Genomic DNA, 17,887 nt, shown 5'->3' on the forward strand with positions numbered 1-17,887 from the left:
GTCAATGCCGCTTATGGCAGGGGGTAAGGATGACGCCCGACGAGATTTGGCTGCGGCTGATGAAGGTCAGTAATTTGTATGGCGACAGGATGCTGGATATTGCGCAGCGGTTATGCGCAGCCGCTTTCGTGGATAGTGAAGTGCTATATGCCGTTGGGATGACCGCGGCGCAGGTGAAGCCATTTTTACGGTTTGACGAGCGGGAGCTTGACGAGACGCAGCGCTGGCTGGAACACCCGGATCATCATCTGTTACGGGCTGACGATCCGCGCTATCCCTTGCGGCTAAGGGCTATCGCTGATTACCCCGGCGCGTTGCTGGTCAGTGGCGACCCCGCCCTGCTTCACAGCGCGCAGCTTGCCGTTATTGGCAGCCGTTTGCACTCCTGGTATGGCGCCCGCTGGGGAAAACTGTTCAGCGAAACGCTGGCGCGTAGAGGGATCACCATCACCAGTGGGCTGGCGTTAGGCATTGATGGCGTTGCGCACCGCGGCGCGCTGGCCGCGGAGGGGAAAACCATCGCGGTGCTGGGCAACGGGCTGGAACAGGTTTATCCGCGGCGCCATGCAAACCTCGCCCAACAGATCATCGACAATGGCGGTACGCTGGTCTCTGAATTTCCACTCATTACGCCGCCGCTTCCCGCTCATTTTCCCCGACGTAACCGTATTATCAGCGGCTTAAGTTTGGGCGTGCTGGTGATTGAGGCGGCGTTGCGAAGCGGATCGCTGGTCACCGTCCGTTGCGCCCTGGAGCAGGGAAGAGATGTGTTCGCCCTGCCAGGCCCGATTGGTAATCCGGGATCTGAAGGTCCGCACTGGTTAATCAAGCAAGGCGCGGTACCGGTGACCTCGCCAGAGGATATCGTGGAGTACTGGCAAAACGAGCTGGCCTGGCTTACTGATACGTCTGATTCGATAAATAATTGCGCCGATCAGCCGTCTGTAGCATTGCCATTTCCGGAGCTCCTGGCTAACGTAGGAGATGAGGTAACACCTGTTGACGTTGTCGCTGAACGTGCCGGCCAATCTGTGCCAGTAACCGTAGCTCAGCTACTTGAACTGGAGTTAGCAGGCTGGATCGCAGCTGTACCCGGCGGCTATGTCCGATTAAGGAGGGCAAGCCATGTTCGACGTACTCATGTATTTGTTTGAAACTTACATCCATAACGAAGCAGAAATGCGCGTGGATCAGGACAAACTGACGCGGGATCTTACCGATGCGGGTTTTGAGCGGGAAGATATCTATAACGCGTTAATGTGGCTCGAGAAACTGGCTGATTATCAGGAAGGTCTCGTTGAACCCATGCAGCTCGCTTCCGACCCGCTGTCGCTTCGGGTGTATACCGAAGAGGAGTGCCAGCGTCTGGATGCCAGTTGCCGGGGATTTTTACTCTTCCTCGAGCAGATTCAGGTGTTGAACCTCGAAACGCGAGAAATGGTGATAGAGCGCGTCCTGGCGCTGGATACAGCAGAATTTGAACTGGAAGACCTGAAATGGGTCATTCTGATGGTACTGTTCAACATTCCGGGCTGTGAAAACGCCTATCAGCAAATGGAAGAATTACTCTTCGAAGTAAATGAAGGTATGCTGCATTAATCTTTTTGCAGCAACATCGAGTTGTTATGACCAAATCAGCACTGTTTTCGGTGCGTAAAAATGAGCCCTGCCCGCAGTGCGGGGCTGAACTGGTGATCCGTTCCGGGAAACATGGCCCGTTTCTCGGCTGTTCGCATTATCCGGACTGTGACTATATCCGTCCCCTGAAAAGTCAGGCGGACGGTCATATCGTTAAGGTGCTGGAGGGACAGGAGTGCCCATTTTGCGGCGCTGTCATGGTGTTACGCCAGGGGCGCTTTGGTATGTTTATCGGCTGCAGTCGCTATCCTGAATGCGAGCATACCGAGCTGATTGATAAACCCGATGAGACCGCTATCGCCTGTCCGCAATGCGGACAGGGGCATCTGGTCCAGCGTCGCTCTCGTTTCGGTAAAACCTTTCATTCCTGCGATCGCTACCCTGATTGCCAGTTCGTTATCAATTTTAAACCGGTAGCGGGCGAATGCCCTGAATGCCATTACCCGCTGTTAATTGAAAAGAAGACGGCGCAGGGGCTCAGACGCTTCTGTGCCAGTAAACAATGTGGAAAGCCGATCCCGGCGGAATAAATCAGTGAACAATAACCTGCCCTCAGAAACCGTCGCCCATGCCGTGGCGGTACTGAAAAATGAACATGTCATCGCCTACCCCACAGAAGCCGTTTTTGGCGTTGGCTGCGATCCAGACAGCGAAACGGCCGTCATGCGTCTGCTGGAGCTGAAGCAGCGTCCTGTTGACAAGGGATTGATCCTTATCGCCGCCAGCTTTGAGCAGTTGAAGCCTTATGTTGATGATTCACGGTTAAGTGACTCGCAGCGGGACGCTATCTTTTCCTGCTGGCCGGGACCGGTGACGTTTGTATTCCCGGCGCGTCCTGAAACGCCGCGCTGGCTGACGGGGCGTTTTGATTCGCTGGCCGTACGCGTGACCAACCATCCGCTGGTGATTGAATTGTGCGAAGCTTACGGGAAACCGCTGGTCTCGACGAGCGCCAATCTCACCGGGCAACCACCGTGTCGTACCACCGCAGAGGTTCATGCTCAGTTTGGTGACAGCTTCCCGGTTGTGGATGGCGCCACGGGTGGACGGCAAAATCCATCTGAAATCCGTGATGCCCTGACGGGTAAACTGTTCCGCCAGGGGTGAACCATGGAAACCTATGCCGTTTTTGGTAATCCGATCGCGCACAGCAAGTCGCCTTCTATTCATCAGCTGTTTGCCCGCCAGTTAGGGATTACTCATCCTTATGGACGTGTGCTGGCGCCACTGGACGATTTTGTCTCTTCTCTGAATCAGTTCTTTGCAGAAGGAGGAAAGGGGGCCAACGTCACCGTTCCTTTTAAAGAGGAAGCTTTTGCGCGCGCGGACGAGCTGACAGAACGCGCTGCGCTGGCGGGAGCAGTAAACACCCTGAAACGCCTGGAAGATGGCCGTTTACTGGGGGACAACACCGACGGTATTGGCCTCCTGAGCGATCTGGAACGCCTGGGGTTCATTAAGCCGCGCCAGCGGATCCTGCTGGTAGGTGCTGGTGGCGCATCACGCGGGGTTCTTTTGCCGCTTCTGTCGCTGGGATGTGCCGTCACGATCGTGAATCGAACCTATTCTCGTGCCCATGAGTTAGCCACTCTCTTCGCCCATACCGGTAGCGTCAGCGCAAGAGAGATGGATACCTTATCCGGGGAAACATTCGATCTGATCATCAATGCGACGTCCAGTGGAATAGACGGTGATGTACCGGCTATCCCGGCATCTGTTGTCCACGCTGACGTGTATTGCTATGACATGTTTTACCAGAAAGGGCCAACACCGTTTCTTCACTGGTGCCAGCAGTATGGCGCAGTCCACTGTGCTGATGGGCTGGGAATGCTGGTGGCGCAAGCCGCCCATGCTGTTCTGCTATGGCACGGCGTCCTGCCGGCTATCGCTCCGGTCATCGAAACGCTGCAGCAGGAACTGAATGCATGAATCAGGCGATTCAGTTTCCTGACCGGGAATCATGGGATGCCGAACGGCAGGGTGTGGTTTTTCCTGTGCTGGTCAATGGGATGCAATTAACCTGCGCAATTTCAGGACAGAGCCTGCAGCAGCGTTTTGGTGCAGAGGGGCCAGCGCAGTGGCTGGCCGCCTTCCAGGAACATCGTTGGGATCTAGAGGAAGAGGTGGAAGCATTGATCCGCGATGGTCAGGAAGATGCTCAGGGCTGGATCTGGTTATCCTGATCCAGGTATTCATTTTTCCATTTCACATAGTTATTTGCTGAATACTTCAGTCCTTCCCGTTCCGTCTCCGTCAGGGGGCGGATCTGTTTGACCGGATTGCCAAAGTAAAGGTAGCCGCTTTCCAGTTGTTTGTTCTGCGGTACCAAACTGCCTGCACCAATCATGACGTCATCGCCAACGACGACACCATCTAATAAGATCGAACCCATACCAACCAGCACGCGGTTGCCGATAGTGCAGCCGTGCAGCATCACTTTATGACCAACAGTTACATCCTCACCAATGATCAGCGGATTTCCCTCCGGCTTATAAGAGGACTTATGGGTCACATGGAGAACGCTACCGTCCTGAATATTGCTGCGTTGACCTATCGATACATAGTTGACGTCGCCGCGAATGGCCACCAGAGGCCAGACGCTGACATCATCGGCAATTCTGACATCACCGATGACAACGCTGGATGCGTCAATCATGACGCGAAGACCGATTTGTGGGAAAAATGCTTTATAGGGGCGCAGCTGAGCAGACATATAGACCTCAAAATACCGGAATGTAAGAAGACTTTGGTGGCTTTTATCTCCCTGTGCAACCCCTGAAAACGGTGAAAATTGAGCAAATCGTGCAATTACGCGACGAAAAGGGTGAAAAATCACCATTCAGAAAAAAAGATCGAAAAAAGGCTTGTGCAAAAAAATGGGATCCCTATAATGCGCTCCCACTGACACGGCAGATGTGAATCACTTCACACAAACAGCCGGTTCGGTTGAAGAGAAAAATCCTGAAATTCAGGGTTGACTCTGAAAGAGGAAAGCGTAATATACGCCACCTCGCGACAGAGCGCTAAAGCGCGTCGCAACTGCTCTTTAACAATTTATCAGACAATCTGTGTGGGCACTCAAAGTGACATGGATTCTTAACGTCCTCGGACGAAAAATGAATACCAAGTCTCTGAGTGAACATACGTAATTCATTACGAAGTTTAATTCACGAGCATCAAACTTAAATTGAAGAGTTTGATCATGGCTCAGATTGAACGCTGGCGGCAGGCCTAACACATGCAAGTCGAGCGGTAGCACAGAGAGCTTGCTCTCGGGTGACGAGCGGCGGACGGGTGAGTAATGTCTGGGAAACTGCCTGATGGAGGGGGATAACTACTGGAAACGGTAGCTAATACCGCATAACGTCGCAAGACCAAAGTGGGGGACCTTCGGGCCTCATGCCATCAGATGTGCCCAGATGGGATTAGCTGGTAGGTGGGGTAACGGCTCACCTAGGCGACGATCCCTAGCTGGTCTGAGAGGATGACCAGCCACACTGGAACTGAGACACGGTCCAGACTCCTACGGGAGGCAGCAGTGGGGAATATTGCACAATGGGCGCAAGCCTGATGCAGCCATGCCGCGTGTGTGAAGAAGGCCTTCGGGTTGTAAAGCACTTTCAGCGGGGAGGAAGGCGGTGAGGTTAATAACCTCACCGATTGACGTTACCCGCAGAAGAAGCACCGGCTAACTCCGTGCCAGCAGCCGCGGTAATACGGAGGGTGCAAGCGTTAATCGGAATTACTGGGCGTAAAGCGCACGCAGGCGGTCTGTCAAGTCGGATGTGAAATCCCCGGGCTCAACCTGGGAACTGCATTCGAAACTGGCAGGCTAGAGTCTTGTAGAGGGGGGTAGAATTCCAGGTGTAGCGGTGAAATGCGTAGAGATCTGGAGGAATACCGGTGGCGAAGGCGGCCCCCTGGACAAAGACTGACGCTCAGGTGCGAAAGCGTGGGGAGCAAACAGGATTAGATACCCTGGTAGTCCACGCTGTAAACGATGTCGATTTGGAGGTTGTGCCCTTGAGGCGTGGCTTCCGGAGCTAACGCGTTAAATCGACCGCCTGGGGAGTACGGCCGCAAGGTTAAAACTCAAATGAATTGACGGGGGCCCGCACAAGCGGTGGAGCATGTGGTTTAATTCGATGCAACGCGAAGAACCTTACCTGGTCTTGACATCCACAGAACTTTCCAGAGATGGATTGGTGCCTTCGGGAACTGTGAGACAGGTGCTGCATGGCTGTCGTCAGCTCGTGTTGTGAAATGTTGGGTTAAGTCCCGCAACGAGCGCAACCCTTATCCTTTGTTGCCAGCGGTCCGGCCGGGAACTCAAAGGAGACTGCCAGTGATAAACTGGAGGAAGGTGGGGATGACGTCAAGTCATCATGGCCCTTACGACCAGGGCTACACACGTGCTACAATGGCATATACAAAGAGAAGCGACCTCGCGAGAGCAAGCGGACCTCATAAAGTATGTCGTAGTCCGGATTGGAGTCTGCAACTCGACTCCATGAAGTCGGAATCGCTAGTAATCGTAGATCAGAATGCTACGGTGAATACGTTCCCGGGCCTTGTACACACCGCCCGTCACACCATGGGAGTGGGTTGCAAAAGAAGTAGGTAGCTTAACCTTCGGGAGGGCGCTTACCACTTTGTGATTCATGACTGGGGTGAAGTCGTAACAAGGTAACCGTAGGGGAACCTGCGGTTGGATCACCTCCTTACCTTAAAGAACCTGCCTTTGTAGTGTCCACACAGATTGTTTGATAAATGATAAATTTCAAAATGTACTGCGAAGTGCATTGTGAAATTTTGCTCTTTAAAAATCTGGATCAAGCTGAAAATTGAAACGACACACAGCTAATGTGTGTTCGAGTCTCTCAAATTTTCGCGACACGATGATGTTTTACGAAACATCTTCGGGTTGTGAGGTTAAGCGACTAAGCGTACACGGTGGATGCCCTGGCAGTCAGAGGCGATGAAGGACGTGCTAATCTGCGAAAAGCGTCGGTAAGGTGATATGAACCGTTATAGCCGGCGATGTCCGAATGGGGAAACCCAGTGCAATTCGTTGCACTATCGTTAACTGAATACATAGGTTAACGAGGCGAACCGGGGGAACTGAAACATCTAAGTACCCCGAGGAAAAGAAATCAACCGAGATTCCCCCAGTAGCGGCGAGCGAACGGGGAGCAGCCCAGAGTCTGAATCAGCTTGTGTGTTAGTGGAACGGTCTGGAAAGTCCGACGGTACAGGGTGATAGTCCCGTACACCAAAATGCACAGGTTGTGAACTCGAAGAGTAGGGCGGGACACGTGGTATCCTGTCTGAATATGGGGGGACCATCCTCCAAGGCTAAATACTCCTGACTGACCGATAGTGAACCAGTACCGTGAGGGAAAGGCGAAAAGAACCCCGGCGAGGGGAGTGAAAAAGAACCTGAAACCGTGTACGTACAAGCAGTGGGAGCACCTTCGGGTGTGACTGCGTACCTTTTGTATAATGGGTCAGCGACTTATATTCTGTAGCAAGGTTAACCGTATAGGGGAGCCGCAGGGAAACCGAGTCTTAACTGGGCGTTAAGTTGCAGGGTATAGACCCGAAACCCGGTGATCTAGCCATGGGCAGGTTGAAGGTTGGGTAACACTAACTGGAGGACCGAACCGACTAATGTTGAAAAATTAGCGGATGACTTGTGGCTGGGGGTGAAAGGCCAATCAAACCGGGAGATAGCTGGTTCTCCCCGAAAGCTATTTAGGTAGCGCCTCGTGAATTCATCTTCGGGGGTAGAGCACTGTTTCGGCTAGGGGGTCATCCCGACTTACCAACCCGATGCAAACTACGAATACCGAAGAATGTTATCACGGGAGACACACGGCGGGTGCTAACGTCCGTCGTGAAGAGGGAAACAACCCAGACCGCCAGCTAAGGTCCCAAAGTCATGGTTAAGTGGGAAACGATGTGGGAAGGCACAGACAGCCAGGATGTTGGCTTAGAAGCAGCCATCATTTAAAGAAAGCGTAATAGCTCACTGGTCGAGTCGGCCTGCGCGGAAGATGTAACGGGGCTAAACCATGCACCGAAGCTGCGGCAGCGACGCTTATGCGTTGTTGGGTAGGGGAGCGTTCTGTAAGCCTGCGAAGGTGGCCTGTGAGGGCTGCTGGAGGTATCAGAAGTGCGAATGCTGACATAAGTAACGATAAAGCGGGTGAAAAGCCCGCTCGCCGGAAGACCAAGGGTTCCTGTCCAACGTTAATCGGGGCAGGGTGAGTCGACCCCTAAGGCGAGGCCGAAAGGCGTAGTCGATGGGAAACAGGTTAATATTCCTGTACTTGGTGTTACTGCGAAGGGGGGACGGAGAAGGCTATGTTAGCCGGGCGACGGTTGTCCCGGTTTAAGCATGTAGGCGGAGGTTCCAGGTAAATCCGGTACCTTTTAACGCTGAGATGTGATGACGAGGCACTACGGTGCTGAAGTAACAAATGCCCTGCTTCCAGGAAAAGCCTCTAAGCATCAGGTAACATCAAATCGTACCCCAAACCGACACAGGTGGTCAGGTAGAGAATACCAAGGCGCTTGAGAGAACTCGGGTGAAGGAACTAGGCAAAATGGTGCCGTAACTTCGGGAGAAGGCACGCTGGTGTGTAGGTGAAGTCCCTGCGGATGGAGCTGAGACCAGTCGAAGATACCAGCTGGCTGCAACTGTTTATTAAAAACACAGCACTGTGCAAACACGAAAGTGGACGTATACGGTGTGACGCCTGCCCGGTGCCGGAAGGTTAATTGATGGGGTTATCCGTAAGGAGAAGCTCTTGATCGAAGCCCCGGTAAACGGCGGCCGTAACTATAACGGTCCTAAGGTAGCGAAATTCCTTGTCGGGTAAGTTCCGACCTGCACGAATGGCGTAATGATGGCCAGGCTGTCTCCACCCGAGACTCAGTGAAATTGAACTCGCTGTGAAGATGCAGTGTACCCGCGGCAAGACGGAAAGACCCCGTGAACCTTTACTATAGCTTGACACTGAACATTGAGCCTTGATGTGTAGGATAGGTGGGAGGCTTTGAAGCGTGGACGCCAGTCTGCGTGGAGCCAACCTTGAAATACCACCCTTTAATGTTTGATGTTCTAACGTAGGCCCCTAATCGGGGTTGCGGACAGTGTCTGGTGGGTAGTTTGACTGGGGCGGTCTCCTCCCAAAGAGTAACGGAGGAGCACGAAGGTTAGCTAATCCTGGTCGGACATCAGGAGGTTAGTGCAATGGCATAAGCTAGCTTGACTGCGAGCGTGACGGCGCGAGCAGGTGCGAAAGCAGGTCATAGTGATCCGGTGGTTCTGAATGGAAGGGCCATCGCTCAACGGATAAAAGGTACTCCGGGGATAACAGGCTGATACCGCCCAAGAGTTCATATCGACGGCGGTGTTTGGCACCTCGATGTCGGCTCATCACATCCTGGGGCTGAAGTAGGTCCCAAGGGTATGGCTGTTCGCCATTTAAAGTGGTACGCGAGCTGGGTTTAGAACGTCGTGAGACAGTTCGGTCCCTATCTGCCGTGGGCGCTGGAGAATTGAGGGGGGCTGCTCCTAGTACGAGAGGACCGGAGTGGACGCATCACTGGTGTTCGGGTTGTCATGCCAATGGCACTGCCCGGTAGCTAAATGCGGAAGAGATAAGTGCTGAAAGCATCTAAGCACGAAACTTGCCCCGAGATGAGTTCTCCCTGAGACTTTAAGTCTCCTGAAGGAACGTTGAAGACGACGACGTTGATAGGCCGGGTGTGTAAGCGCAGCGATGCGTTGAGCTAACCGGTACTAATGAACCGTGAGGCTTAACCTTACAACGCCGAAGCTGTTTTGGCGGATTTGAGAGAAGATTTTTAGCGTGATACAGATTAATCGATGCGTCCGCAGGACGTGTTGAAAACAGAATTTGCCTGGCGGCACTAGCGCGGTGGTCCCACCTGACCCCATGCCGAACTCAGAAGTGAAACGCCGTAGCGCCGATGGTAGTGTGGGGTCTCCCCATGTGAGAGTAGGGAACTGCCAGGCATCAAATTTAGCGTGCTGATATGGCTCAGTTGGTAGAGCGCACCCTTGGTAAGGGTGAGGTCCCCAGTTCGACTCTGGGTATCAGCACCACTTTTTAGGTTAAAGTTCGGCACGTTGTAAAGAATTTGCCTGGCGACAATAGCGCGGCGGTCCCACCTGACCCCATGCCGAACTCAGAAGTGAAACGTCGTAGCGCCGATGGTAGTGTGGGGTCTCCCCATGTGAGAGTAGGGAATCGCCAGGCATCAAATAAAGCAAAAGGCCCAGTCGAAAGACTGGGCCTTTTGCTTTTGTTATATCTGTTGTTTGCCGATGAGCGCTCTCCGGAGCAGGACAAATCCGCCGGGAGCGGATTTGAACGTTGCGCAGCAACGGCCGGAGGGTAGCGGGCAGGACGCCCGCCATCATTCCCAGGCATCAAATAAAACGAAAGGCTCAGTCGGAAGACCGGGCTTTATTGTTTTTTGCGGCCAGACGCGCCGCCAGCTCCCCCGGTGGCGCTGCGCTTACCGGGGCTACAGACCCCGTAGCCCGGAAAAGGTGCGCAGCACCGCCTCTGGGGAAAGCAGCGGTCATATCAACGTAAATGAAAGGCCCAGTCGTGTGACTGGGCCTTTTGTCTTTCTGGCGACTGAGCCGAAGAGAACGCCTCCAGGCTGAGCATTTGTGGAGCGGAGTTGCTAACGAGTCAGCGCGACGATCCCTAACGTGAGGCCGGCTACCGCGGCGGCCCCCCGGCGATCGCACCTGCGGTGTCCCAGTTGTCTTCTGTTGTGCCTTTCATACAGGTATTGGTGTGGACTAAGCGGCCTTGCGAGTCATAAACCGGCACGCAAGGAGAGTCATGGGCACAGCCTGCCAGCAGAGAGGCCAGCAGCGCCACGATTAAATACTTTTTCATGATATTACCTCTGGATAATCCGCAGGGTTGTACTGAGAGCCAGTGCAGAACGGAATGGCTTATTTTATCACCGCGGATTGTCCGGCCCGGATGCCGAAATCATCTCAATTTATGAGCCGCGTAAATATCGTGAAGATAAGCCCGGGAATATGCAGAAAAGATGGAGAGAAAGATTGTGATTCAGCGATGCTGCGTGCGATGGCGGTTGCCAGACTGCGGGGGAGTTTAGTTTAGCTGGCGACCAATATTCCATGCAAAAAAAAGCGCCCGGAGGGGGCGCCTTCAAGACATAGCCGAATTATTCAGCGTGCCGGGTAAAGCGTCGCCTAACGACCACGAAGAACACCGGAACAAAGAAGATCGCCAGCAGTGTCGCGGTAAGCATCCCGCCCATCACGCCGGTGCCCACTGCATTCTGAGCCCCGCTACCGGCACCATGGCTAATCACCAGCGGCATAACCCCGAGGATAAAAGCCAGAGATGTCATAAGAATAGGGCGCAGGCGCATCCGCGATGCCTCCAGCGTAGCCTCAATGATCCCTTTCCCTTCTTTCTCCATCAGATCCTTGGCGAACTCAACGATCAGGATCGCATTCTTTGCCGACAAACCGATCGTAGTCAAAAGACCGACCTGGAAGTAAACGTCATTATTCAGCCCACGCAGCGTGGCCGCTAACAGCGCGCCAATGACCCCCAGCGGAACCACTAACATGACTGAGAAGGGGATCGACCAGCTCTCATACAGCGCTGCCAGGCACAGGAAGACGACGATCAATGAGATGGCATAAAGTGCAGGCGCCTGGTTGCCGGAGAGCCGTTCCTGGTAAGACATCCCGGTCCAGTCGTAACCGATGCCGCTCGGCAGTTTACTGGCCAGTTGTTCCATCAGGGCCATGGCTTCCCCGGTACTTTTTCCTGGCGAGGCTTCACCGAGGATCTCCATGGACGGCAAGCCGTTGTAGCGCTCCAGACGCGGCGAGCCATAGATCCAGCGTGAAGTGACAAAGGCGGAGAACGGAACCATTTCGCCGTTGGCGCTACGAACGTACATGTTGTTAATGTCGCTCGGCAGCATACGGAAATGGGCATCAGCCTGGACGTACACTTTTTTCACGCGGCCGCGGTCGATAAAGTCATTGACATAGTACCCCCCCAGCGCCGCAGATATCGTTTCATTGATATCGGAGAGGGATACGCCCAGCGCCTGCGCTTTTTCCTGATCGACATCCAGTTTGAACTGCGGCGTATCTTCCAGCCCATTGGGCCGTACCCGGACCAGCTGATCCGGATGCTGTTTCACCATACCGAGCAGTTGGTTTCGCGCCTGGGTCAGGGCGGTATGGCCAAGTCCACCCTGGTCGATCAGCTCAAAGTCGAAGCCGGTGGCGGTACCCAGCTCAATAATGGCCGGCATGTTGAACGGGAAAACCATGGCGTCTTTTATCTGGCTGAAGGCCACGGTGGCTCGTTTAATAATCGACTCCACGTTGTTTTCATCACCGCTACGCGCTTCCCAGGGTTTCAGGCTGACAAACGCCATGCCGGAGTTTTGCCCCTGGCCGCTGAAGCTGAAGCCGTTAACGGTAAAGACGCTTTCAACATTGGCCTTCTCGTTATGCAGATAGTAGTCGGTTACGGTATCCAGCACCTTCTGCGTGCGCTCCTGGGTCGCGCCGGAAGGCAGCTGGATCATGGTCAGGAAGACGCCTTGATCCTCGTCGGGCAGAAAGGACGTGGGCAAACGCATGAACAACACGGCCATCCCCACGACTATCACCAGGTAGATCACCAGATAACGGCCTGTTCCACGCAGAATGCCGCTAACGCTGTTGGTATAGTGATTGACGCTCTGGTCAAAGCGGGCGTTAAACCAGCCGAAAAATCCTTTTTTCTCATGGTGTTCGGCTGAGGCTGGCTTCAACAACGTGGCGCAGAGCGCCGGCGTCAGTACCAGCGCAACCAGCACGGAGAGCGCCATGGCGGAGACGATAGTGATCGAAAACTGACGATAAATCGCGCCAGTCGAGCCGCCGAAAAAGGCCATCGGGACGAATACCGCAGAGAGCACCATGGCGATACCCACCAGCGCCCCCTGGATCTGCGACATCGACTTTTCTGTCGCTTCTTTTGGCGAGAGCTTCTCCTCAACCATTACACGTTCGACGTTTTCCACCACCACGATGGCGTCATCGACCAACAGGCCTATCGCCAGCACCATGCCAAACATCGTCAGGGTGTTGATGGAGTAGCCAAACATCGACAGTACCGCAAAGGTACCCAACAGCACGACAGGAACGGCAATCGTCGGAATGAGCGTTGCGCGCATGTTCTGCAGAAACAGATACATGACAAGAAAGACGAGGATAATTGCCTCAAAGAGCGTTTTAACCACTTCGTGGATGGAGATTTTGACGAAAGGGGTCGTATCGTACGGATAGACAACCTTCATCCCCTGAGGGAAGTAGGGCTGTAGCTCGGCCAGCTTCGCTTTAATCGCGGTGGCAGTATCCAGCGCGTTGGCGCCGGTCGCAAGCTTAATACCCAGACCAGAGGCGGGTTTACCGTTAATTCTCGCGACGACGTTGTAGTTTTCTCCCCCCAGCTCAATGCGGGCGACGTCTTTCAGATGGACGACCGAACCATCGGCATTGACCCGGAGTGTAACCTTGCCAAACTCCTGCGGATCTTTAAGCCGCGTCTGAGCGATGATCGACGCGTTCAGTTGCTGACCTTTCAGCGCCGGCGTACCGCCCAACTGACCCGCGGCGATCTGATCGTTCTGAACCTTCAGCGCATTGATGACGTCGACCGGCGTGAGGTTGTATTTATTCAGCAAATTGCCGTCCAGCCAGACGCGCATGGCGTACTGCGCGCCGAACAGCTGCACATCGCCCACGCCGTTGAGGCGGCTGATAGGGTCTTTCACGTTGGAGGCGACATAGTCAGAGATATCGTCCTGGGTGGTGGCCGGATTATCAGAGATAAAGCCAGCAACCAGCAGGAAGCTGCTGCTGGATTTTTCGACGCTAATCCCTTGCTGCTGTACTTCCTGAGGCAGCAGCGGCGTAGCCAACTGCAGTTTGTTTTGCACCTGCACCTGGGCGATATCCGGATCGGTGCCGGACTTAAAGGTGAGCGTAATGGTTACCGAGCCAGCGGAGTCGCTGGTTGACGACATATACATCAGGTTGTCGATACCGTTCATATTCTGTTCGATAACCTGAGTGACCGTATCCTGCACGGTTTGGGCATCCGCACCCGGGTAGGTGGCGGAGATCGCCACCGCAGGGGGCGCAATCGTCGGATACTGCGCTATCGGTAGCTGCAGGATGGCCAGGCCGCCGGCAATCATCATAATGATGGCCAGCACCCAGGCGAAGACCGGTCGATGGATAAAAAACTTAGACATGGCTGAGTATCCTTATTGTGCGGCCGGTGCCGCACGCTCCGCTTCCGCTTTGACGGTGACGCCTGGACGGACTTTCTGTAAGCCGCTGACAATCACTTTATCGCCCGGCTTCAGCCCGCTGGTGATGAGCCATTTATCGCCAACGGCCTGAGTCGCGACCACTTCCCGGGTTTCAACCTGGTTTTTGTCATTCACCAACATCACGGAGGCATCGCCCCGCGGCGTGCGGGTCACTCCCTGCTGCGGCACCAGGATGGCCTGCGGATCGACACCTTCGTCTATGCGAGCGCGGACGAACATCCCCGGCAGCAGGGCATGCTGCGGGTTAGGGAAGATAGCGCGTAGCGTGATAGAGCCCGTGCTTTCATCGACAGTGACGTCAGAGAACTGCAGCGACCCTTTAAGCGGATAGGCCTGGCCGTTCTCCATCACCAGCTCAACGCTTTTTGTATCACCGCCGCGCTGCAGGCTTTCCTGCTTAAGGCGCATAAAGTCATTGCTGGACTCCGTCACGTCGACATAGATGGGGTCGAGCTGCTGGACGGTGGCCAGGGCATCCGACTGACCGTTGGTGACCAGCGCGCCCTCGGTGACGCTCGATTTGCCGATGCGCCCGCTTATGGGGGAGGTCACTTTGGTGTAGGCCAGGTTGATACGGGCGGTGTCTACGGCGGCTTTGGTGGCGATGACGTCGGCGTCGGCCTGGCGTGCAGTGGCCACCGCCTGATCGTATTCCTGCTGGCTGATATATTTGGTACCCAGCAGTGGAACGTAGCGTTTCACCGTCAAATGGGCGATGGCGGCTGCGGCTTCGGCCTTGGCCTCATCGCCTTTCGCGCTGTTCCAGGCGGCTTGATAGGTTGCCGGATCGATCTGATAAAGCGACTGACCTGCTTCGACATCACTTCCTTCAACAAAGTTACGCTTCAGGATGATACCGCTCACCTGGGGGCGGACTTCCGCCACGCGAAAAGCAGAAGTGCGGCCTGGCAGTTCGGTGGTGACCGACAACGGTGCACTGTTCACGACATGGACCGTCACCTGCGGCGCCTGTGCATGGGGTTGCGGATTGCCCGAATTATCGCAGCCGGTAAGCAACAAGGCAGAGATAATTAAACCGGATAAAAGTGTCACTCTGGCGTGAGTTGTCATTGCGGTTCCTTATAGATTACGTGCCAAATTCGGCGGCGAATCTGTGAAAGAAAGAGGGAATCAAAAAGCAGTTTGCCATCCTACAAATAAACGCCATTGGATGTAAGAGATACTTATTTTTAAGCAATCAGCAAGGCACGCAAAAACAAAAAAATGGCCGATCTGTTTTTACTATTTATCTTAATTGTAAAACATAATAAACAGACATTGTTTTAATGAATGAGTTGGCTATTAATATTCATTAGGGTGATTCGTTGGTTTTCTACATCAGAATTAGCTTGTCTGCATTTTTGCTAAATAATATTGTGCACCGAATGTTAGATTAAGGGATCTTCAGAAAAATCTATATTGCCTGTTAATCGGGAACTGAGATCTTATATGGCGAGAAAAACCAAAGAGGAGGCGCTGCGCACGCGGCAGCTCCTGATTGAGTCCGCGATCCAGCAGTTCGCCCTGCGGGGGGTGACCAATACGACCCTGACGGATATCGCTGATGCGGCGGGGGTGACTCGCGGTGCCGTATACTGGCATTTTGCCAGTAAGACCGAGTTGTTTAATGAGATGTGGCAGCAGCAGCCGCCGCTCAGGGATTTGATTCAGCAAAACCTGGCGACAAGGAATGAGCAGGAGCCCTTAAAAGATTTGCGCCAGCGATTTATTGCCGGCCTGCGCTATATTGCTGAGAATCCTCGCCAGCGTGCCCTGATGCAAATCCTTTATCAACGCTGTGAGTTTGCCAGCGATATGTTATCGGAGAGCGAAATTCGCCAACGCATTGGATTTAACTATTCCGTTATTGGCGGCATTCTGCAGCGCTGTGTGCGTAACAATATATTGCCAGCCGAAACAAATATCGACGTGATATTAATTGTTTTACATAGCGCCTTTTCCGGCTTGATTAAAAACTGGCTGCTTGAACCGCAACGCTTCGATCTGTATCAGCAGGCACCTGCGCTGGTGGATAATATTATGGCGGTGGTCTGTGCTGCTCGTTTATCGCAGGAGCCTGTACTGCGGGTAGTGAATCAGTAATGTGTTCTGTCGGCGCAGATAATAAAAAAGGCGCTTCCCCATGCCGAAGAGCGCCTTTTATATCAAGCAAGCAACTGACTAGTATCAGTTCATGCCGTATTTTTTCAGTTTTTTACGCAGTGTACCGCGGTTGATACCCATCATCAGGGCTGCGCGGGTCTGGTTACCACGGGTGTATTGCATCACCATGTCCAACAGGGGCTGTTCAACTTCAGCCAGTACCAGCTCATACAGGTCATTCACATCCTGACCGTTCAGTTGAGCAAAATAGTTCTTCAGTGCCTGTTTAACCGAGTCACGCAGGGGTTTTTGAGTTACCTGATCCTGAGAGTTAACGGTAGAAACGGTCAGTACGTCAGAATTTACGCGTTGTTCGAACATAGTTCTGTCAGCTCTTTATTTCTATTACGCAAAATTTTCGAAGTATGCCTCCAACGCCTCCAGCTGTTCGCTGGCATCCTCAATGGCGTTGAATGTGCGCCGAAACTGGTCATCTGGAGCATGTTCCTGAAGATACCAGGAGACGTGTTTACGCGCGATTCGGTACCCTTTTGCCTGACCGTAAAAGTCATGCAATTCCCGAACGTGCGCACAAAGCAAGCGCTTAACCTCTGCCAGTGGCAGCGGGGGCAGCAGCTCTCCAGTGTCCAGATAATGCTGGATTTCCCGAAAGATCCAGGGTCTTCCCTGAGCTGCACGGCCTATCATCAGGGCATCAGCCCCTGTATAGTCGAGCACAGCTCTGGCTTTAAGCGGGTCAGTAATGTCACCATTCGCGATAATCGGAATGGAAACTTTCTGCTTAACTGCCCGAATACTGTCGTACTCAGCGTCTCCGTTAAACAAGCAGGCGCGGGTGCGTCCGTGAATAGTCAGAGCCTGAATGCCACACTCTTCGGCCAGTTGGGCAATCTCTACGCAGTTACGGTGTTCCGGTTCCCAACCGGTGCGAATCTTGAGAGTCACAGGAACGTCCACCGCGTTGACGACCGCCGTCAGGATTGACTTCACCTGCTCGGGGTACTGCAAGAGGGCTGAACCTGCAAGCTTGCGATTCACCTTTTTCGCCGGGCATCCCATATTGATATCTATAATCTGGGCGCCACTTTCCACGTTAATCCGCGCGGCTGCAGCCATCTCTTCCGGTACGCTACCGGCGATTTGCACGGTACGAATACCGGGCTCATCAATATGCACCATCCGTAAACGGGACTTGTCGCTCTCCCACACCTGTGGATTAGAGGACATCATCTCGGAAACGGTTAAACCCGCTCCCATCTCATAGCACAGCGTCCGGAATGGTCTGTCAGTAATGCCAGCCATGGGCGCTGCGATCAGGCGATTTCTGAGCTGGTGGTGTCCGATGCGCATGAGTTAAGAAATGACCATACTGTGACTGCAAGGCGGCGTATATTACGCATTTTTTGCACGAGATGAAAGGCCAAACTTTGAGCAATCCTCTGTTGCAGATCAATGAATCCGGGACTAGCGTAAAAGCGATGAATAAATACTTATATTAATCATTACTTTAATTGATGATGGGTAATTTGTGTCCATTTATAAAATCGTAAAACTTCTCGATTTTTCTTAGATAAACTCGCTGCCTGACGGCATAAAACGCTGTTTTTGTAGCCAAAAAAGTACTCTGTAGTGCGATCTGCCTCTCATTTCCAGGCATTATTTGGTGGCTACTGGAAACAAAAATGCG

Annotated in this window: 12 protein-coding genes, 1 tRNA gene, 4 rRNA genes and 1 pseudogene; 12 read left to right on the forward strand and 6 right to left on the reverse strand. The window is 53.5% G+C overall.

Features of this window, described 5'->3' with window-relative positions:
- Positions 1-29 precede the first annotated feature (29 nt).
- From dprA to SP68_RS02140, 6 genes are read left to right on the forward strand one after another with little or no spacing between them, the layout of a single operon-like run.
- Positions 30-1,154, forward strand: coding sequence for a DNA-protecting protein DprA (gene dprA / locus SP68_RS02115; protein WP_040968909.1), 1,125 nt, complete (start codon positions 30-32; stop codon positions 1,152-1,154).
- A complete protein-coding gene (gene smg, locus SP68_RS02120) occupies positions 1,126-1,599 on the forward strand; it encodes a DUF494 family protein Smg (protein ID WP_008807060.1) in 474 nt (157 codons plus the stop codon). Before dprA ends, smg begins: the two co-directional genes overlap by 29 nt.
- A 26-nt stretch (positions 1,600-1,625) precedes the next feature.
- Complete coding sequence (locus tag SP68_RS02125; protein ID WP_040968908.1) at positions 1,626-2,168, forward strand: DNA topoisomerase family protein; 543 nt, start codon at positions 1,626-1,628, stop codon at positions 2,166-2,168.
- Positions 2,169-2,172: 4 nt separating this feature from the next.
- Positions 2,173-2,745, forward strand: coding sequence for an L-threonylcarbamoyladenylate synthase type 1 TsaC (tsaC, locus tag SP68_RS02130; RefSeq protein ID WP_008807062.1), 573 nt, complete (start codon positions 2,173-2,175; stop codon positions 2,743-2,745).
- A 3-nt stretch (positions 2,746-2,748) separates the two neighbouring features.
- Entirely contained in the window at positions 2,749-3,567 is an 819-nt protein-coding gene (aroE, locus tag SP68_RS02135; RefSeq protein WP_008807063.1) for a shikimate dehydrogenase, read from the forward strand.
- Complete coding sequence (locus SP68_RS02140) at positions 3,564-3,821, forward strand: DUF1488 family protein (protein ID WP_008807064.1); 258 nt, start codon at positions 3,564-3,566, stop codon at positions 3,819-3,821. The genes aroE and SP68_RS02140 overlap by 4 nt, the downstream gene beginning before the upstream one ends.
- Here the strand turns inward: SP68_RS02140 and SP68_RS02145 are convergent.
- Positions 3,797-4,351, reverse strand: a complete 555-nt coding sequence (locus SP68_RS02145; protein ID WP_008807065.1) for a gamma carbonic anhydrase family protein — start codon at positions 4,349-4,351, stop codon at positions 3,797-3,799. The genes SP68_RS02140 and SP68_RS02145 overlap by 25 nt on opposite strands.
- Before the next feature lie 471 nt (positions 4,352-4,822).
- On the opposite strand from SP68_RS02145, the gene SP68_RS02150 reads away from it, so the two are divergent.
- The 5 genes from SP68_RS02150 (at position 4,823) to rrf (SP68_RS02170) (ending at position 9,929) form a co-directional block, all read left to right on the forward strand.
- A 16S ribosomal RNA gene (locus SP68_RS02150) occupies positions 4,823-6,362 on the forward strand.
- A gap of 206 nt (positions 6,363-6,568) precedes the next feature.
- A 23S ribosomal RNA gene (locus SP68_RS02155) occupies positions 6,569-9,473 on the forward strand.
- A gap of 96 nt (positions 9,474-9,569) precedes the next feature.
- A 5S ribosomal RNA gene (gene rrf, locus SP68_RS02160) occupies positions 9,570-9,685 on the forward strand.
- A 14-nt stretch (positions 9,686-9,699) separates the two neighbouring features.
- A tRNA-Thr gene (locus SP68_RS02165) sits at positions 9,700-9,775 on the forward strand.
- Between the two features lie 38 nt (positions 9,776-9,813).
- Positions 9,814-9,929: ribosomal RNA gene (gene rrf, locus SP68_RS02170) — 5S ribosomal RNA — on the forward strand.
- Together the 16S, 23S and 5S rRNA genes with 1 tRNA gene alongside form the textbook arrangement of a ribosomal RNA operon.
- A 436-nt stretch (positions 9,930-10,365) precedes the next feature.
- Here the strand turns inward: rrf (SP68_RS02170) and SP68_RS02175 are convergent.
- The 3 genes and pseudogenes from SP68_RS02175 to SP68_RS02185 form a co-directional block, all read right to left on the reverse strand.
- A pseudogene (locus SP68_RS02175) lies at positions 10,366-10,586 on the reverse strand (hypothetical protein).
- A 298-nt stretch (positions 10,587-10,884) separates the two neighbouring features.
- Positions 10,885-13,995, reverse strand: coding sequence for an efflux RND transporter permease subunit (locus tag SP68_RS02180; RefSeq protein WP_008806703.1), 3,111 nt, complete (start codon positions 13,993-13,995; stop codon positions 10,885-10,887).
- A 12-nt stretch (positions 13,996-14,007) separates the two neighbouring features.
- Complete coding sequence (locus SP68_RS02185; protein WP_008806702.1) at positions 14,008-15,147, reverse strand: efflux RND transporter periplasmic adaptor subunit; 1,140 nt, start codon at positions 15,145-15,147, stop codon at positions 14,008-14,010.
- Positions 15,148-15,525: 378 nt separating this feature from the next.
- Here SP68_RS02185 and envR point away from each other — a divergent pair, with 378 nt between their 5' ends.
- Positions 15,526-16,179 (forward strand): acrEF/envCD operon transcriptional regulator, encoded by a 654-nt coding sequence (envR, locus tag SP68_RS02190; RefSeq protein ID WP_008806701.1) that lies wholly within the window; start codon positions 15,526-15,528, stop codon positions 16,177-16,179.
- Positions 16,180-16,263: 84 nt separating this feature from the next.
- Here envR and fis read toward each other — a convergent pair whose 3' ends face one another.
- Together fis and dusB are read right to left on the reverse strand one after the other, a co-directional pair.
- On the reverse strand, positions 16,264-16,560 hold the full coding sequence (fis, locus tag SP68_RS02195; protein WP_000462905.1) for a DNA-binding transcriptional regulator Fis: 297 nt from the start codon (positions 16,558-16,560) through the stop codon (positions 16,264-16,266).
- Between the two features lie 24 nt (positions 16,561-16,584).
- On the reverse strand, positions 16,585-17,550 hold the full coding sequence (dusB, locus tag SP68_RS02200; RefSeq protein ID WP_008806700.1) for a tRNA dihydrouridine synthase DusB: 966 nt from the start codon (positions 17,548-17,550) through the stop codon (positions 16,585-16,587).
- Positions 17,551-17,887 lie beyond the last annotated feature (337 nt).

It is taken from the genome of Klebsiella variicola (genome assembly GCF_000828055.2).
GTDB lineage: Bacteria > Pseudomonadota > Gammaproteobacteria > Enterobacterales > Enterobacteriaceae > Klebsiella > Klebsiella variicola.

Bases quoted from the DNA above. Each gene is read 5' to 3' on its own strand.
- aroE (WP_008807063.1), top strand. From the start codon at position 2,749: ATGGAAACCTATGCCGTTTTTGGTAATCCGATCGCGCACAGCAAGTCG.
- SP68_RS02145 (WP_008807065.1), bottom strand. From the start codon at position 4,351: ATGTCTGCTCAGCTGCGCCCCTATAAAGCATTTTTCCCACAAATCGGT.
- SP68_RS02185 (WP_008806702.1), bottom strand. From the start codon at position 15,147: ATGACAACTCACGCCAGAGTGACACTTTTATCCGGTTTAATTATCTCT.
- SP68_RS02140 (WP_008807064.1), top strand. From the start codon at position 3,564: ATGAATCAGGCGATTCAGTTTCCTGACCGGGAATCATGGGATGCCGAA.
- dusB (WP_008806700.1), bottom strand. From the start codon at position 17,550: ATGCGCATCGGACACCACCAGCTCAGAAATCGCCTGATCGCAGCGCCC.
- smg (WP_008807060.1), top strand. From the start codon at position 1,126: ATGTTCGACGTACTCATGTATTTGTTTGAAACTTACATCCATAACGAA.
- SP68_RS02125 (WP_040968908.1), top strand. From the start codon at position 1,626: ATGACCAAATCAGCACTGTTTTCGGTGCGTAAAAATGAGCCCTGCCCG.
- dprA (WP_040968909.1), top strand. From the start codon at position 30: ATGACGCCCGACGAGATTTGGCTGCGGCTGATGAAGGTCAGTAATTTG.
- SP68_RS02180 (WP_008806703.1), bottom strand. From the start codon at position 13,995: ATGTCTAAGTTTTTTATCCATCGACCGGTCTTCGCCTGGGTGCTGGCC.
- fis (WP_000462905.1), bottom strand. From the start codon at position 16,560: ATGTTCGAACAACGCGTAAATTCTGACGTACTGACCGTTTCTACCGTT.
- envR (WP_008806701.1), top strand. From the start codon at position 15,526: ATGGCGAGAAAAACCAAAGAGGAGGCGCTGCGCACGCGGCAGCTCCTG.